This is a genomic window from Paucibacter sp. KBW04 (assembly GCF_003852425.1).
Lineage (GTDB): Bacteria > Pseudomonadota > Gammaproteobacteria > Burkholderiales > Burkholderiaceae_C > Paucibacter_A.
This window is the reverse complement of sequence record NZ_QAJN01000014.1, coordinates 23954-41624: the sequence shown is the minus strand read 5'-3', so window position 1 is coordinate 41624 and position 17671 is coordinate 23954. Positions and strand designations below refer to the sequence as shown.

Genomic DNA, 17671 nt, shown 5'->3' with positions numbered 1-17671 from the left:
CTTGTTCCTCAGTTAAGGAATTACTGAATGACGATGAAGAACGCCACCTTCCGCCAGCTGCGTGTGTTCAGCGAGGTGGCGCGCCAGCTCAGCTTCGCCAAGGCGGCGCAGAGCCTGCACCTGACGCCGCCGGCGGTGACCATGCAGATCCGCGAGCTGGAGGGCCATGTGGGCATGCCTTTGTTCGACCGCAGCGGGCGCCAGGTGACGCTGACCACGGTGGGCGAGTACATGCTGGTCTATGCGAGAAAGATCCTGGCCACGCTCAAGGATGCGGAGGACGCCGCGGCGCGCCTGCAAAAGCTGGAGGCGGGGCAGCTGAACATAGGCATGGTCAGCACGGCCGAGTATTTTTTGCCGCGCCTGCTGGCCGAGTTCCGGCGCGAGCACGAGGGCGTGGAGATACGCCTGGCCGTGGGCAACCGCGAACAACTGGTCAAGATGCTGCACGGCGGCGAGGTGGACATCGCCATCATGGGCCGCCCACCCAAGGAGTTAGCCACCCGGGCCGAGCCCTTTGCTGCCCACCCCCATGTGTTCGTGGCGGCGGTGGATCATCCGCTGGTGCGAGCCGAGCAGGTCTCGGCCGAGGAATTGCGTGACCAGGGCTTTATCGTGCGTGAGCCGGGCTCGGGCACACGCACCGCGCTGGAGAAGTTTTTTGCCGACGCCCATGTGACGCCGCGGGTGACCATGGAGATGTCCAGCAACGAGACCATCAAGCAGGCGGTGATGGCCGGCATGGGCCTGAGTTTTCTGTCTCTGCACACCCTGGGTCTGGAGCTGGACAACCGCCTGATCGCCGTGCTGGATGTGCAGGGCGCGCCGGTGCTGCGGGCCTGGCATGTGGTCAACACCTTGTCCAAGATGCTCTCGCCCGCCGCCGAAGCCTTTCGTTACTTCGTGCTGGAGCGGGGGGAGAGCTTCTTGGCCGAGCAGTTTGCCCGGCATGTGGACTTGGCCTAGTTCGTGCGTCGCTTGATCAGGAGCTGGGTCGAACCGTTCTTGCCCTGAATATGCAGGCTCAAGGGCAGGGCGCCAGAGGGTACTTGGCTGGCCACCAAGAGCTTGCGCTCGGCAAAATGGCTCAGCCAAGCGGGCAGGGCGCCACCGTCGCTCTTGCGGATGGACAGGACCTCGGCGGCTTGGCCGCCGTCCAAGAGCTGGCGCAGGTCGATGCTGAAGCCCTGGCCGGCTTCAGCCAAGCAGGTGTCGGGCAAGCTCACTTGGGCTTGCCCCTCGACTGATGCTGAGGCCGCGCGCAGCACGTCGATGCTCAAGGCCTCGCAGCCGGCCTGGCTGCGAGCATCAGCAGCTGTTTGGCTGAGCAGGGCCGCCGCTGACACAGGCTGGTTCGCGCTGCTCGCCGCAGCGCCGCCATCGTGCTTCTCGGGCTCGGCCGACCTGGGGTCGATCTCGATTCGCGGGCCCACGGGCACCTGGGTCTGCGGGTCGACCGGCAAGGAAGGCGTGCCCGAGGAACCTTGCGAGCCGCCGCCGGCATCGGGTGGCGTGACCGGGGGCGTGAAGGGTGGCGGAGGCACGGGCAGGGGCTCGGGGATGGCCGTGATGCTGGCCGCCACGCTGCGACTGCTGCCCTCGATGCGGTAGTCCGAGGCCAGGCTGCCCAGGCTGCCTTGCAGGGCGGCCAGCTGGATGCCGTCCACGCTCAGGCGCTTGTCTTGACCGACCTTGGGGTTGTCGTACAGGGCTTGCAGCCAGCTCAGCAAGGCGGCGTTATCGCCGGCGGCAAAGCCGCTGACACGCCACTGCGGTTGGAAGTTAGGTGGCGCGCTGGTATTGCCGTCGTAGACTTTTTGCACGCCGCTGTTGAGCAGTTCCAGCGTCAGCAGGCGAGGTGTGATCTGGCCGTCTTGTCCGATGATGGCTTGGCCATCTCCCCTCAGATAGTAGTTGCGGGCATCGCTGCCGCTCAGGCCCAGATTGGACACGGTATAGCCCAGCTGCGTGCCAGCATGAGTGCTGCTGAAGGCGCCGCTGCCTTGCAGGGCGATCTGGTCGCCGCGCAAGCTGCCGCTCAGCTCGGTGCTGAGGCCGGACATCGCGTTCGTGCCGTCGTAGACCTTGGTGAGGCCACCCACCACGGGGTCCAGGGCCTTGGGCGTCACCGCCAGATTGCCGACGATGTTCAGGGCCTTGTAGGCGCTGCCTACATTGACCTGATCGGCCGTCATCGTGTAGTTGCCCACCTGCAATTGGCCCGCGCTGCTATAGCTGGCGCCACCGGGCTGTAGGGTGAAAACGATCAGATTGCCCGAGCGGTCCCGGAAGCTGAACTGATTGCCATTGATGGCCGTGGGCACCAGATCGCTGAGCGCCTCGCCATGGGCCATGTACTGCGCCACCCGCACCGAATAGTTCGGCAGCGCGCCATAGCCCACGCTATTGTTTTGCACCTTCACCAGCAGTTGGTCGGCGGGAATGATGCGGTAGTCGCCGTTGACGTAGCGGATCTCGTAGTTGGCGGCATCCAGGCCGCTGACCTGCAGCACGCCGCGGTAATTGCCCACGGCCTGATCGGTGTTGATCCGCGCAATGCTGGCCTTGCCGCTCAGCACCGAATCGTTCTGCCCATGGACGAAGCCGCTGTAGTTGATGCCGTTGTAGCCGGCCTCGTCGGCAGTGGTGACGAACTTGGCGTCGAGATTGGCGGTCACCGTCAGGGTTGCCTTGCTGATGCTGGCCGCCAGGCTGGGGTAGGCGGCCAAGACATAGTTGCCGGCTTGCGCGCCGCTCAGGCTCAGATGGCTGATGCTGACCGCGTTGGCGCTGGCCACATCGGCGCTGTTGTAGAGGCCGACGGGCACACCGCTCAGGCCGACGGCGTCACCCAGATAGGCCAGGCCATCCAGGCTATTGCCCGTGCCCGCGGCCTCGGCTGCGCCCAAGCTGGCCTGGCCTTGCAGATTGACTCCACGGGTGCCGTCATAGACCTTGGAGGGTGCGACCGAGAGCCCGCCGGGCGTGAGCCGTTTGGCGCTGATGCTGGCGGCTGCCGAGGCGCTGGTATTGGACAGCTGATAGTCGCTGGCCTGGCTGGCTAGTGAGCCGCTGATGCCGCTCAGGCTGAGGCCTTGGACGGTGAGCTGCTGGGCGCTCCAGACGTCTTTGCTGTTGTAGAAGGCCGTGCTCCAGCCGATATTGGCGGCGCTATCGCCCGCGATCAGACCGCTGACGCCAAAGATCGGCGTGAAGCCTTGCGGCGCCTGGGTGCTGGCGTCGTAGACCTTGGTGAGGCTGCTGTTGTTGAGGCTGACGCTGAGGCTGGCCGGCGTGATGCTGGCGGCCACGCTGGCCTGGTTGGCGCTGAGCTGGTAGTCGCTGGCCAGGCTGCTATTGCTGCCGCTGATGCCGGCAAGGCTCAGGCCGCCAACGCTGATTTGCGAGGCCGTGGCCACATGGCTGCTGTTGAAGCTGGCGCTCAGGAAGTTCAGGCTGGCGGCGCTGTCGCCGCCGACCAAGCCCGCCCAGCTCCAGCTGGGCGCCCAGCCGCTGGGTGCCGCCGTGCTGCCGTCATAGACCTTGCTCGTGCCCTCATTGTTCAGCGTGGCCGTCAAGGTCTTGGGGCTGATGCTGCTGCTGGTATTGGCCAGATAGCTGATCGTGTAGTTGCCGCTCATGTCCGCGCCCTGGGCGTCCAGGATCAAGGCCTTGGAGGCATTCACCGTCTTGCCCAGGCCCGCATGGCTGTCGGTGTAGGCCAGGCTATTGCTGCTCAGCACATCGCTGGCGGCAAACGCGCCCGCGCTCAGCTGGGCCAGGCCGTTGGCCGTGAGGCTGGCGTCGTACACCTTGCTAACCGTCGGGGCGGCCAGGGTGATGCTCAGGGGCGTGATGCTGCTGCTGTCATTGCCGGCATAGCTGACGAGGTAGTTGAGGCCGTTGTTGCCATCTTGAATCGATGCATTGGCGGCGTTGACGCTGCGATTGCCGCTGCCAGCCATCTTGCTGGTGTAGCTGAGATCGATGCTGCTCAAGCTGTCGCCGCCCACCAGCACGCTGCCGATGGCGCTGAGATCCGTGGCCGTGGCGCTATAGCTGGTGCCGCCGTCGTAGACCTTGCTGATGACGGGGGCCGTCAGCGTGACGGCACGCGGAGTGATGGTTCCGTTATTGCCGCTGAAGCTATTGCTGGCGCTGGCCAGGTAGTAGTTGTCGGCATCGCTGCCCGATAGGCTCAGTTGACTGACCGTGTAGGCCAGGCCGCTGCCTGCATTGCGGCTGGCGAAAGCGCCATTGCCGCTGAGGCTGAGCGCATCGCCCGCCAGCTGGCCGCCTGCGTTCAGGTTCAGCTGGTTCATGCCGGTCGTGCCGTCGTAGACCTTGCTGAGCCCGTCTTTGACCGAGGGCGTCAACGCCTTGGGCGTGACGGTCAAATTGCCCACCACCTCCAGCGCCTTGTACTGGCCCGAGAGGCTTTGATCGACACCGCTCATCAGGTAGTTGCCGACGCGCAGATTGCCGCTGCTGCTCATCTGAGGCGAGCCTGGCGTGATGGTGAAGGCCGAGGCATCGTTATTGGCATCAACAAAGCTGAAGCGGTCGCCGACCCGTGAGCTCAGGGTCAGATCGGTCAGGGTGACGCCGCCGGCCATGTACTGGGCGCTGGCGATGCCGTAGCTGGAGGGGCTGCCATAGCCATCGCTTTGATTGCGCACCTTCACCAGCAGTTGGTCGGCGGGGATGATGTGATAGTCGCCGTTGACATAGGTGATGCTGTAGTTGGCCGCGGTCTGGCCCGAGGGCACCAGCACGCCGGCGTACTGGCCCACCACTTGATCCGTGTTGCTGCGGCTGACCGTGGCCGTGCCGCTGAGAACGGCCGGGGTCTCGCCATGCACAAAGCCCTCATAGTGGACGCCGTTGAAGCCGGCCACATCGGGGGTGGTGACGAATTTGGCGTCGAGGTTGGCGCTGATGGTCAGGCCGGCGCGCTGGATGCTGCCGCTCAGGCTGGGGTAGCTGGCCAGGCTGTAGTTGCTGGATTGTGCGCCCGTCAGGCTGAGGCCGCTGACGCTGACCGTGTTGGCGCTGGCGACATCGCTGCTATTGAAGCTGCCGACGGGTGTGCCGGCCAGGGCGATCTGGTCGCCGGCGTAGGGAATGCCGTCGCTGCTGCTGCCGCTGCCCGGGGCTTGTGCGCCTGCCAAGCTCGCCGTGCCGGTCAAGGGCGCGCTGTTCGTGCCGTCATAGACCTTGCTGCCCACGGCCAGGCCGCCGGGCGTCAGGCTCTTGGCCGTGATGCTGGCGGCGACCGCGCTGCTGCTGGCCGCCAATTGATAGTCGCTGGCCGCGCTGCTATTGCTGCCGCTGATGGCGCCTATCGTCAGGCCGCTGGCCCTGAGCTGGCTGGCATAGGCCACGTCCTTGCTGTTGTAGGCCAGGGTCGCGGCCTTGATGCTGGCGGCGCTATCGCCCGCGACCAGGCCGGTGACGCTCCACAGCGGGCCAAAGCCGGCAGGGGCTTGGGTCGTGGCGTCGTAGACCTTGGCGACTCCCGTGTTGGCTAGCTGCGCAGTGAGTGTGGCGGGGGTGATGCTGGCGGCGGTGTTGGCTTGATTGCTGCCGAGTTGGTAGTCGCTGCTCAGGCTGCCGTTACTGCCGCTGATGCCGCTCAGGCTTAGGCCGCTGAACGTGAGCTGATTGGCCGTGGCCACGTGGCTGCTGTTGTAGCCGGCCTGGGTGTAGGCCAGGCTGGCCGCGCTGTCTCCTGCGATCAGGCCGCTGACGCTCCAGGTCGGCGTGTAGCCGCCGGGCGCGCTGTTGCTGCCGTCGTAGACCTTGCTGACGCCGCCGTTGACGATGTTGGCCGTCAGGGTCTTGGGCGTGATGCTGCTGCTCAGGCTGGACAGATAGCTGAACTGGTAATTGCCGCTCATATCCGCGCCCTGGGCATCGCGCACCAGGGCGTTGGAGACGATCAGCTGCTTGCCGCTGCCTGCGTGGGCGTCGGCAAAGCTCAGGGTGTCGGCGATCAGGCTGTCCCCGCCGACAAAAGCGCCGCTGCTCACACTGGCCAGGCCACTGGCGGCGGTGCTGCCGTCGTAGACCTTGCTCACGCTGGGCGCCAGCAGGCTGATCGCCAGGGGCGTGATTGTGCTGGCTTGGTTGCCGGCGTAGCTGACCGTGTAGTTTCGGCCCTGGTTGCCATCGGCTATCTGGGCCAGGGAGGCGCTCACGCTGCGGTTATTGCTGCCCGCCATCTTGCTGCTGAATTCCAGCTGCATGCCGGTGAGCTGGTCGCCGCCCACCAGCACGCCGGCCATGGCGTTCAGATCGGCCGCGCTGCTGGTATAGGCCGTGCCGCCGTCGTAGACCTTGCTGATGATGGGGGCGGTGAAGGTGATGGCGCGCGGGGTGATCGCGCCATCGTGGCCGCTGAAGCTATGGCCATCGCCGGCCAGGTAGTAGTTGCCCGCATCGCTGCCGCTCAGGCTCAGATTCGAGACCGTGTAGTCCACCGGGCTGCCGGCATTGCGGGAACTGAAGGCGCCGCTGCCATTGGCGCTGAGCAGATCACCGGACAACTGGCCGCCCATGCTCAGATTGAGGCCGTTCATGGCCGTCGTGCCGTCGTAAACCTTGCTCAGGCCGCCGCTGGCCGAGGGGCTGAGGGCGGCCTGATCCACCGTCAGATTGCCGACAAAGTTCAGGGCGCTGTACTGGCCCGAGATGCTGTTGTTGACGCCCGCCACGCTGTAATTGCCCACCCGCAGATGGTTGCTGCCGCTGAACAGCGGATTGCTGGCTGCCAGGGTGAAGCCGGTTTGGGCGCCATTGGCATCGGCGAAAACATATTGATTGCCGCTGTGCGAGAGCAGGGTCAGATCGGTCAGCGTCGTGCCGCCCAACATGTACTGGGCGCTGGCCACGCTGTAGAGCGGGCTCGTGCCATAGCCGCTGTTCTGGTTCTGAACCTTGATTAGCAACTGGTCGGCCGGGATGATTTTGTAGTCGCCGTTGACGAAGCTGATGGCGTAGTTGGCCGCGCTCTGTCCGCTGGGCACGAGCACACCGGCATAGCTGCCCACCGCCTCGGCACTGTTGCTGCGCGTCACCGAGGCCGTGCCGCTCAAGACCGTGCGAGTCTCGCCATGCACAAAGCCTGTGTAGTTCACGCCGTTGTAGCCGGAAGCGTCGGCCGTGGTGACGAACTTGGCGTCCGCATTGGCCGTGATGCTCAAGGGCGCGCGGCTGATACTGGCGGCCAGCAGCGGGTAGCTGGCCAGGCTGTAGTTGCTGGCCTGCGCACCGACCAAGCTCAGATTGCTGATGGCCACGCCGGTGGCGTCGGCGACATTGGCGCTGTTGTAAGTGCCGATGGGCACGCCGCTGAGGCCGATGGCGTCGCCGCTATAGGGCGTGCCATCGCTGCCATTGCCGCTGCCCGGGGCCTGGGGGCTGGCCAGTGCAGCCCTGCCCAGCAGCGTGACACCGGTCGTGCCGTCATAGACCTTGCTGGCGGCCACCGACAAGCCGGAGGGCGTCAGGCTCTTGGGCGTGATCGTGGCGGCCACGCTGGCGCTTGAGCTGGCGAGCTGGTAGTCGCTGGCGGCGCTGCTATTGCTGCCGCCGATGGTGCCTATCGTCAGGCCGCTGGCGTTGAGTTGGCTGGCCGTGGCCACGTCCTTGCTGTTGTACTGGACGCTGCCGGCCTGGATGCTGGCCGCGCTGTCACCGGCGATCAAGCCGGTGAGGGCGAAGCTCGGAACGAAGCCGCTAGGCGCCTGGGTGCTGGCGTCGTAGACCTTGCTCACGCCGGTGTTGCTGAGGCTCGCGCTGAGGGTCTTGGGCGTGATGCTGGCGGCCACCGACTGGCTGCTGGCGCCCAGTTGGTAGTCGCTGCTCAAGCTGCCATTGCTTCCGCTGATGCTGCCGATGCTGAGTCCGCTGACGATGATTTGGCTGGCTGTGGCGACATGGCTGCTGTTGAAGGCCACCGAGCCCGTGTTCAGCTGGGCGCTGCTGTCCCCGCTGATGAAGCCGCTTAGGGACCAGCCCGGCGTGAAGCCGCTGGGCGCATCGCTATTGCTGTCGTAGACCTTGCTGACGGGCCCGTTGTTCAGCGTGGCCGTGAGGGTCTTGGGGCTGATGCTGCTGCTCGTATTGGCCTGATAGCTGATGGTGTAGTTGCCGCTCATGTCCGCGCCCAGGGCGTCGTAGATGAGGGCGTTGGAGACGTTGACCGTCTTGCCCGTGCCGGCATGGCTGTTGGCAAACACCAGGCTGTTGGACTGCAGGGAGTCGCCCGCCACATAGGCGCCGGCCACCAGGCTGGCCAGGCCGCTGGCGGCGTTGCTGCCGTCGTAGACCTTGTTGACGCTGGGTGCGGCCAGGGTGAGGTTCAGCGGGCTGATGCTGCTCAGCGCGTTCGAGGCATAGCTAACGCTGTAGTTATTGCCGTTATTGCCATCGGCGATGACAGCGGCAGAGGGCGTGACCGTGCGGTTGTTCAGGCCGGCCATCTTGCTGGCAAAGCTCAGCGTCGCATTGCTCAGGCTGTCGCCGCCCACCAGGCCGCTTCCCATGCTGAGCAAATCGCCCGCCGTGACGGCATAGGCCGTCGTGCCGTCGTAGACCTTGCTGATGATGGGAGCGCTGATCAACAGGGGCCGGGCAGTGATCACCCCATTGCTGCCGCTGAAGCTGCTGCCACTGGCCAGGTAGTAGTTGCCGGCGTCGCTGCCGCCCAGCGTGAGCGCTTGAACCGTGTAGGCCAGATTCGTGCCGACATTGCGGGCGCTGAAATTGCCCAGCCCGCTGAGGGTCAGCGCGTCGGCGGCGATGGCGTCGCTGCTGGCCAGGGTCAGGCCGCTCATCGTGGTCGTGCCGTCATAGACCCGGCTCAGGCCGGAGGCGACGCTGGGTGTCAGCGCTTTTTGGCTGACGCTGAGATTGCCCACGAAGTTCAGGGCGCTGTATTGCCCGGCAATCTGCGTGGCCGTGCCGCCCACCGAGTAATTGCCGACGCGCAGATTGCCGCTGCTGCTGAGCAAGGCGTTGTTGGCGGCCAGGGTGAAGCTGGTCTCGGCGCCGTTGGCATCGGCGTAGCGATATTGATTGCCGCTGTTCGAGACCAGGCTCAGATTGGTGAGCGTGTTGCCGCCCGCCATGTACTGGGCGCTGTAGACGGCGTAGCTAGGGCTGCTGCCGTAGACCGTGTTTTGATTCGTGACCTTGATCAGCAACTGGTCCGCCGGAATGATGCGGTAGTCGCCGTTGACGTAGTTGATCGCGTAATTGGCCGCGCTCAGACCGCTGGGGACCAGCACGCCGGCGTAATTGCCGACCAGCTCTTGGCTGGGATTGCTGCGGCTGATGCTCAGACTGCCCGAGAGCACCGAGGCGTTTTCCCCCTTGGCAAAGCCGGCGTAGCTGACGCCGTTGAAGCCGGCCAGGTCGGCGGTGGTGACGAATTTGGCGTCGGCATTGGCCGTCACCGTCAGCAGGGCAGGGGCGATGCTGGCGCTCAAGCTCGGGTAGCTGGCCAGGCTGTAGTTGCTGGCTTGGGCGCCGCTCAGGCTCAGGCCTGTGACGCTCACGCTGTTGGCTCCGGCCACGTTGGCGCTGTTGAAGGTACCCACGGGCGTGCCGCTCAGGGCGACCGCATCGGCGGCATAGGGCTTGCCATCGACGGCCGAGCCGGTGCCGACGGCTTCGCTGGCCAATAGGGTAGCCGTGCCGCTCAGGGTGGCTGCCGTGCTGCCGTCATAGGCCTTGTTATTGGCGCTCAGGCCGGTGGGCGTCAGGCTCTTGGGCGTGATGGTGGCGGCCTGGCTATTGCTGGCCTGCTGCAAGATGTAGTTGCCGGCACTCGCTCCCGTCAGGGTCAAACCAGCGCCCGAGAAGGTGATGGTGTTGGCCGTGGCCACGTCCTTGCTGTTGTAGCTGCCCAGGGCGCTGCCGCTCAGGCTCAGCGTGTCGCCGGCATAGGGCCGCAGATCGCTGGATGTGCCGCTGCCCGGTGCCTCGGCGGCGGCCAGGCTGGCGCTGCTGCCGTAGGCTGCCGTGCTGCCGTCGTAGACCTTGCTGCTGGGCGCCGTGGCCGTGCTGGCAATGGTCTTGGGGGTGATGAGGATGCTGCCGCTGGCGCCCGTCAAGGTGTAGTTGCTGGCCGCGCTGCCGCCGAGGATGAGGCCGCTGCTGTCGCTGAGGCTGCGGCTACCCACGTCCTTGAGGCTGAGCTGGCCGGTCCCGCTGAGTTGCAAGACGTCAGCGCCCACCAGATTCGTCACCGTCAGCAGATTGCCCGAGATATTGCTGCTGGCGTCGTAGACCCTTGTGCCCGACAGCGTGAGCGGCCGCGGGCTGATGTTCAAGGCGACGTTGATGGGCGCGAAGGCGTAGCCCAGCTGTGAACTCGTACCGCCATAGCGGTAGCTGCCCACGTTCTCACCCGCGACGCGGCTCAGGGCGCTGGGGGCGATCTGTGCCAGGGTGTCGCCGTTGAGCGCACCGCTGACGCCCGTGGGCATAGGTGCCGCCGGATCGGTGTTGCCGTAGACCTTGCTGGTATTGCTCAGGCCACTCAGGCTGAGGGTGGGCTGTTCGCGGTAGAGCACATAGTTCTTGCCATTGCCCACGGCCAAGGCGCCGACCGGGTCGAGGTACTGGCGGTTGTAGCGGAAGTCGCCGCTGCCGGATGCCAGCCATGAGCTGCTGCCGTTGATGGGGGAACTGATGGACGTGCCGGCGACGCTGCCGGTATAGAACAAGAGCTGGCCCGTGCCGGTGATATTGCCCTGGGCGCTGATATTGCCGCCGCTGCTGACCCCCCGGGCCAGGTCGCTGCCGGCGGCCAGGCTCAGATTGCCTGCGCCCGCTGCGATGCTGCCGGTGACGAAGATATTGTTGTTGCCCTGGGTGTTCAGCAAGGCGTCCGAGCCCGCCGTGTTCGAGAGGCTGCCGGCAATGCTGATATTGCCTTGCACGGGGCTGATCGTGAGGGATCCGCTGCTGGAGCTGCTGAGGGAGTGGCCGGATTGAATGAGGAAGCCTGTGCTCGCGGTGGAAGCTGCGCCCGTGTTGATGGTGGTGTCGACGGCACCGGCAATGGCCAGGTCGCCATAGTAGAGGCCGACGCTGGCATAGCTGCTTTGGCGTGCCGTGCCGGTGATCGTGATGCTGCCCTTGCCGCTGGCCGGGGCCACGGTCCAGCTGCCGCCGCGAATGTCTACGCCCAGATCGGTGCCCGAGCTGCCGTACCAAGGCGTCCCGGCATCGCCCGTGACCTTGATGGCGCCGTCTGCCTTGAAGACCGAACTGCTGCCGGTCAGCGTGACGCCGGTCACACCCCAGGTCGTGCCCGGGCTGGTCGAGCTGCCGGTGTAGCTGCCATTGATCTGGATCGTCGAAGCGCTGGCCTTGCCCGGCGTGCTCGCATCCAGTGTGGCTGACTGGACCACCACGGCGGAGGGAGCGAAGGTGCCAGAGGCGGCGTTGGGCGCCACGCCGGTCAAGCTGATATTGCCGCCGCTGCTGAGGATGGACGAACCCTGGTTGACGCAAACACTGCACCAACCGTTGTGTCCCGACAAGCTGTTGTTGCTGAGGACATCGTTGAAGTTGCCCGTCAAAGTCACATCCAGCGCGATGCTGGCGGATCTGATGGCGCCGCTCAGGGTGGCTGCGCCGCCCGCATTGACGCTCAGCGAGCTGTGGGTGCCAGCACCGGTGTAAACGCTGTTGCCGCGCAAATTGATGTCGGCCGTGCCCCCGGTTAGGAAGCGCATGGGGTTGACGAAGTTCAGCGTGTCGCTGCTCGTGCCGTTGACATTGATGACGCCGGTGCCCGCGCTGGATCCTACGGTGACCAGGCTGAAGCCGCTCTTGATCGCCCCGCTGCCGTCAAAGAAGTTGGTGGCCAGATTCAGGTTGCTGAGGCTTTGCGCCGGTGCACCGTTGCCGACGGCGATGGTGTTGCTGTTGGTCGAGGGCTTGAGCGTGACGCTGCCCGAGCCTTGTACCGCGGTGGCATTGCCTGAGGTGATGATGTCGCCCGTCAGGCTGATCGCGCTGCTACTGCTGGTGACGGCCGAGCCTGCTTTGGCGCCCAGGGTGACGTTGGAATTGCTGCTGCTGCCCAGCGTGACCCCTTGCACGCCGCCGTTGAGCGAGATGGCGCCGCTATTAGCCAGGATGTCGACGAAGTTCAGGTCGATGCCGCTATTGCCGGCAATGGGCGAGCGGCCCACCATCACGATGCCGCCGCCGTTGGGGGCCGAGATGCTGGCGCTGGCGCCAGCGCTGTTGCCGAAGCCGATGTCGATGCCGGTGCGGTCATTGCCTGACACATAGCCGGTGGAGGCCGAGGAGTCGCCGGTGATGCTGATGGCATTGGCGGCGCTGGAAAGCGAGCGAATCACCGTGGGCGTTGCGCTGTCGCCCCAGGCATTGAGCAAGACGCCGCGACCGTTGCCGCCGGTCACCAAGGTCTGGCCCGTCAGTTCGATGCTGCCGGTGCCGCTGTCTATCGTCAGACCGCCGCTGCCCAGCACCGAGGTGCCGCTATTGCTGCCGGTGGACTTGCCGCGCACCTGCACATTGCCGCCGCCGGACCAAAGGGCGGGGCCAGGGCTGACGGCCGGTGTGGCGGCCACGCCCAGCACCAGAGGATTGGCCGTGGCGCTGGTGGCATAGCCATCGGGAATGCCGTCGCCCGCGACGCCGCCATTGGCGCCATCGTCCAGGCCGCCGCCCAAGGTGATGCGGCCGCCGCCGCTGGTGGCCGCGCCCACGGCTGCCGAGTTGGTCGAGGTGCCGGTGTCGATCTTGGCGCCGGTGCCGACGACGATGCGACCTTCGCCGCTATTGCTCGAATTGCTCCAGAAGGTCACGTTCTGGCCAAAGGTCTTGATGGTCACCGCGTTCTGGGTGATCCCACTCTTGGCTTTGAGTAAGACCGCGCCGGAGTTGGCGCTGCTGCTGCCCATGGTGATATTGGCCGCGACGGTGATGCTGCCGTCGGCGATCAGGCTCAGATTGGCGATGCCGCCGCTGCTTTTGTTGATAGCGCCATTGACGGCGATATTGCCGGCCTCAGCCCCCGCGCCAGCGGTGGTGATGCTTACGTTCTGCCCATTGTTGAGGGCGCTGTTGATCAGGCTGTTGCTGATGGTCGAGCCCGAGGCGCTGGGCGTCCAGCTGCCGCCGCCGGCCGCCGTCACGCCGGAGCCGCCGGCCTGGGTGCTGCCATTGCTAATCGTGACGTTGTAGGGGTCGATCAGCCATTGCCCGCCGGCACCCGCATTGACCTGGCTGCCTTCGAGCAAGAGGGCATGGCCCGAGGTTTCAATCTGCCCGCCCGATCCGCTGCCCGCGCCCCGGGCCAGGACCTGGCCTTGCACCCGGGTCGTGGTGCCGGCCTGATGCGCATTGCTCCACAAGACGGCCTTGCCCCCGTCCCCGTCGCGGCTGGCGCTGACGTCGACGCTGGAGCCGGCCTCGGCCTCTACCTTTCTGGCCTGGTAGACCGTGCCACTGCCTTGCCAGTCGCCTCCGATCAAAACGGTGCCGCCGCCGCTGGCGCCGCGCGCCTGGACGCTAGCGCCACTGGCCAGCTGGATCTCGTCGGCCTCCAGCACGATGCGTCCGCCGCGCTCCTGCAGGCTATTGGCCTGCAGGGTGCCGCTGTGCTTGATGACGGCGCCACCCAGGCTTTGGGCCGCGCGGGCGCTGAGGATGATCAGGCCGTCCGGCGCCAACACGGCCTGGCGGTTGTCCACCAAGGTCTTGATCTGGCCCGCCGTCACCTGCACCGCCGCCAGGCGATTGCCATTGAGTTGCAGGCTGAAGCTCTCGCCCGCGGCCAGGGCTACCGTGCCGGCCTGGGCCACGATGACGCCCTCGTTGCGCACCTCGGGTGCCAGCAGGGCGATATAGCCGCCCAGCTTGGCTTGCAGTTCACCGTCGTTGACCACGGCGCCGCTTGAGCCAGCGCGGGCGAACGATGCTTTGCCAGCCATGAAGTCCGCATTGCTGATGGCATGTGTGGTGGCGATCAGGCCACCCACATCCACCTTGGCGCTAGGGCTGAAATAGACCCCATTCGGGTTGCTCAGGAAGACCTGGCCGTTCGAGCTGATGCGTCCAAAAATCTGGCTGGCGTCGCTGCCCAAGACGCGGTTCAGCGTCACAGCACTGGCGCTGGGCTGAACGAAGTTGACCTGTGCCTGCGCGCCGACATTGAAGCTCTGCCAATCGATCGCGGCTCTTGGCGTGCCCTGCACGATATTCATCTGGCCGGCACCGGCATTGCTGACGATCTGGGCCTGGCCGGCCACCAGCTGGCCGCCGCTGGGCAGGGCCTTGGGCGGCGGGGCGGTCTGGGCAAAAGCGCTCAGGCCCAGGCTCACGCCGCTCAGACCGAAACCCAGCACGGCCAGCAGCCGACGGCCGGCCTTGCTCGAGCCCTTGCCTTGCGAGCGGGCGTTCTCGGCGGCCACAACATAGGTCTGCAGATGGTCACTCCAGACCAGCCTGTACATGCGATTCAAAGCACCGTGGCGATTCATGGTGGGGTCCTGATTTCTGGTTGATTCTTGAGACGAGGGCGTGCCGGGTTCAGAGCGCTTGGCTCAGACTGACCCAGACGCGCGGGCCTTGCGCGCTATTGGCAAAGGGGGTGGCCAGCGTGGCTTGCAGGCGCTGGCCCTTGCCCGTGCTGTAGGCCGCGCTCAGACCCATGCCGCTGAGGCTGGCCTTGTTGAGGGCGGGCGCCCCTTCAAAGTGGTTGTCTTGATTGATGGTGACCCGGCCCGCGTCCACAAAGCCGGTGGCCGACCATTGCGGGGAGAGGCTGGCGCGCAACTCCAGCCTTGCCATCAAGCCGGCGCTGCCGGCGCCTTCATTGACGGGATAGGCGCGCACACCGTAGGGGCCGCCCAGATAGAACTTTTCCGAGGAGTCGAGGTTTTTGCTGGCGAACTGGCCGCTCAGCTCGACGACGCCGACCAGGGATTCATTGAGTGTTTGCTGGCGCGCAAGCTGCCAATTCAGCTTCAGGTACTTGCCCGCCGTGCGTGTGGTCAGGGCATCGGCTTGGCTATTGGCCGAACCATTCAGGTTCACATGGCCGCCGCTCAAGCCCAGACGGAAGGAGTTGGCGCCCCCGCGTGCCCAGCTGTCCAGTCGGTTGCCGCTGAAGGAGAGGCTGGCGACCTCGATCCGGTATTTGGAGGTGTCGGCGCCCAGGCTCTGGTTGTGAAAGTACTTGTGGTCCAGATTCAGATTGGCGTAGAGATTGGTGTTGCGGCTGCGCAGCAAGGGGTAGCTGGCCTCCAGGCCCAGGGTGCTGCTGGGCCCTTTGGCGTCCAGGGCCTCGAACTCGGGGGCGATCAGGTGATAGCGCATCAGGGACGCGTTCACGCCGCCCCGCCAGCCCTGGCTGCCCAAGGGCAAGGTATAGGCCAGGCGCCCGTACTGGCTGCCTTGTGAGGCGCTGAAGCTGGCCAGCAGCTGATCGCCCAGGCGGGCTGGGCTTTGCAGCTGGAGGTTGGCGCCCAGACGGGTGTTGCCGGTGGATCGGCCGCCATAGTTGTCCAGCTGCAAATCCCCCAACAGCAGGGGCTGGGCGCTGAGCTGGATGTCGATATCGGTCTGCGCCTCTTGTTCGCCGGCTCGCAAGCTGCCTTTGACCTGGGCACCGGGCAGGTCGCCCGCCAGCAAAAGGGCGCGGTCCAGGGCCGCGAGGCTCAGCGGCGAGCCGCTGGGCTGGGCCTGCATGAGCATGCGCTGGACCAACTCCGGCTTGACGCGACTGCCGGGCTCGGCCTGCACATGGGCCGTGCCAAAGTTCGCCTCGACGATTTGCAGCCGCAGCCGTCCTTCGCTCACGTCCTGAGCCGGCAGCAGCACCCGGGCCAGCCAGCCGGCGCGCTCATAGGCCTCGGCCACCGCCTGGCTGGCCTGATGCATCTGGCCAAAGCTCAGGCGCTGGTTCAGCCAGGGCGAGAGCAGGGCTTGTAAGTCGGCATCGCTTAGCAGGCGATTGCCCTGCAACACGAATTCCTTGATCAAGACGCGGGTGTCGCCCTGGCTGGGCAGCTGCGCGGGCGCCAGCCGCAGCGGCGGCGTGCTGGACTCCGGCCGCGGGCTGGGGATGCCTTGCTCGATCTGTTGCCGGATGGCACCGGCGTCGCTTTGAGCCCAGGCGCAACTCATCCCTTGCAGAATAAGCAGGCCGCATAGTTTTTGCTGTGAACGCAGTGAAATCATCGTTATTCCTGAGCAGCGCAATCGCCGCACCCGGTTTGGTTTCAATCGGAGCAAAAACTATTCTGGCGTCTGGAGGTGCTTAAATCGATAAAAACAACAGTTGAGACAATTGCGAGGTTTGCGAAATATTGCCGGTTTCCTCTGTCTTGAAGCCATCGTTTGATCAGGCATCGCCCGCGAGCCCGAAAAACAGTGCTAGGAGTTTTGGCGTTATCTTTTTTCTCTATGTCAGCCGGGCTTGGATTGCCTCTTGCCGGGCGTGGCGTGCATGGTTTCCTGGCGCTACCGGGCTGCTTTAACGTGCGTGGATGGTAAGTATTTTTGCCAAATTTGCCGATTTCAAACACATCGAATCAATTCGTGTTCGATGAATAAGGCAGGGGTTTCCTGGGCTTATTGAATTTGGCGTACAAAATAAAAAGGCGACTCGGCCCATATTGGGCAGAGTCGCCTGAAATTCAGCGCTGAAAGGGTTTCAGCGCAGCAATTCAAAGGGTTTGCGCTGGGGCTTACTCGATGTTTTGTACCTGCTCGCGCAATTGCTCCACCGCCACCTTCATCTCCACCGAGATATTGGTCAGCTCCAGTGCGGCGGCCTTGGAGCCCAGGGTGTTGGCCTCGCGGTGCAGTTCCTGGATCAGGAAGTCCAGGCGTTTGCCGATCTCGCCGCCCTTTTTGAGCAAGCGGGCGATCTCTTCCAGGTGGGCGCGCAGGCGGCCCAGCTCTTCGGCCACATCGATGCGGATGGCATAGGCGGCGGCCTCGTTGAGGGCGCGCTCGCGCAGGTTTTCCTCCGGGATGGTCTGGGCCGCGCCGGTGCTGGCCAGGGCTTCTTGCCAGCGCTCCAGAAAGCGCTGCTGCTGGCGCTGCACGATGGCGGGCAGCATGGGCTCGGCCGCATCGGCCAGCTTGCGCAGATGCTTGATGCGCTCCATCAGGATGGCGACCAGCTTCTCGCCTTCGCGCTCACGCGCTTCCAGCAGGCCTTGCACGCAGGCTTTTGCCGCCTCCATGGCGGGCTCGTCCAGTTTTTCGGTGACATTGCCGCCGCCTTTGCACCACTGCAAGGCTTCGTGGACGGACAGGGGCTGTGCCTTGGGCAACCAGTTCTGCACCGAGCCCTCCAGGCGGGCCAGCTTGTTGAGCTGCTCGGGCTGGGGCTGGGGCCAGTTGCTCTCATTCTCGCGCTGGGTATTGATGCGCAGCTCTATCTTGCCGCGCTTGAGCTTGGCCGTCAGCAGCTCGCGCAGGGCGGGCTCCAGGCCGCGCAGGTCTTCGGGCATGCGAAAACCCAGGTCCAGAAAACGCCCGTTGACCGAGCGGATCTCGACCGAAACGGTGGACGTGCCTCCGCTGCTGGCCGGGGAGTTTTCACTGGGGGGGGTGGATTGCGAGCTGGCGCTGGCATATCCGGTCATGCTGTAGACTGGCATCT

General features: G+C 65.3%; 4 protein-coding genes. 1 reads left to right on the top strand and 3 read right to left on the bottom strand.

The genetic code is table 11. The features are described 5' to 3' along the window. Positions 1-33: 33 nt before the first annotated feature. Positions 34-966 (top strand): LysR family transcriptional regulator, encoded by a 933-nt coding sequence (locus DBR47_RS17085; protein ID WP_124452699.1) that lies wholly within the window; start codon positions 34-36, stop codon positions 964-966. Here DBR47_RS17085 and DBR47_RS17080 read toward each other — a convergent pair. The 3 genes from DBR47_RS17080 to DBR47_RS17070 form a co-directional block, all read right to left on the bottom strand. Then, on the bottom strand, positions 963-14534 hold the full coding sequence (locus tag DBR47_RS17080) for a YDG domain-containing protein (protein WP_124452254.1): 13572 nt from the start codon (positions 14532-14534) through the stop codon (positions 963-965). The two genes, DBR47_RS17085 and DBR47_RS17080, sit on opposite strands and share 4 nt — an antisense overlap. 49 nt (positions 14535-14583) lie before the next feature. Next, positions 14584-16182, bottom strand: coding sequence for a ShlB/FhaC/HecB family hemolysin secretion/activation protein (locus tag DBR47_RS17075; protein ID WP_197047127.1), 1599 nt, complete (start codon positions 16180-16182; stop codon positions 14584-14586). A 563-nt stretch (positions 16183-16745) separates the two neighbouring features. Continuing rightward, on the bottom strand, positions 16746-17669 hold the full coding sequence (locus DBR47_RS17070) for a YicC/YloC family endoribonuclease (RefSeq protein WP_124452250.1): 924 nt from the start codon (positions 17667-17669) through the stop codon (positions 16746-16748). Positions 17670-17671 lie beyond the last annotated feature (2 nt).

Coding starts and splice junctions, on each gene's coding strand:
- DBR47_RS17080 (WP_124452254.1), bottom strand. CDS start 14,534: ATGAATCGCCACGGTGCTTTGAATCGCATGTACAGGCTGGTCTGGAGT.
- DBR47_RS17085 (WP_124452699.1), top strand. CDS start 34: ATGAAGAACGCCACCTTCCGCCAGCTGCGTGTGTTCAGCGAGGTGGCG.
- DBR47_RS17075 (WP_197047127.1), bottom strand. CDS start 16,182: ATGAGTTGCGCCTGGGCTCAAAGCGACGCCGGTGCCATCCGGCAACAG.
- DBR47_RS17070 (WP_124452250.1), bottom strand. CDS start 17,669: ATGCCAGTCTACAGCATGACCGGATATGCCAGCGCCAGCTCGCAATCC.